This is a genomic window from Arthrobacter sp. 05N425, from assembly GCF_056397125.1.
Window position 1 is genome coordinate 1 of sequence record NZ_JBFTMU010000031.1, and the last position, 520, is coordinate 520.

Here is a 520-nt window from a genome sequence, read left to right on the forward strand (position 1 = left end):
GAGATTTCCATACACCTTGTGTGTGAGAGGCCCCCAGCCAGACCACTGGGTTGATAGGCCGGATGTGGAAGCGAGGACTAACGACTCGTGAAGCTGACCGGTACTAATAGGCCGATAACTTACACCACACACTCCYTTGCGTGAACGGATTCAAAAGACGTTCACACCAGCASRGGAGTACAAAGAAACAAGACTGCTTGCGTCCACTATGTGGTTCCCAAACAACAAACCCGCCACGGGCACGTTGCTWGRAGGAACCAAAACTGAATAACAACACCACCACCGCCCCGCCACGGGCGGTAGCGGACAAGTTGTAACCACCAGATTTCCCACCCCAGGACAACCCTCACCAGGGCCCCGGGGGCGCGGACACAGGGTTACGGCGGTCATAGCGTGGGGGAAACGCCCGGTCCCATCCCGAACCCGGAAGCTAAGACCCACAGCGCCGATGGTACTGCACCCGGGAGGGTGTGGGAGAGTAGGTCACCGCCGGACAACCATTACAGCCAGGCCCCGACAC

The 520-nt window shown here is 58.6% G+C and carries 2 rRNA genes; both read left to right on the plus strand.

From position 1 onward, the window contains the following. Nucleotides 1-128 (plus strand): 23S ribosomal RNA (locus tag AC1DGE_RS16890); the annotation flags it as partial. A 250-nt stretch (nucleotides 129-378) separates the two neighbouring features. Then, nucleotides 379-495 (plus strand): 5S ribosomal RNA (rrf, locus tag AC1DGE_RS16895). Nucleotides 496-520: the final 25 nt, after the last annotated feature.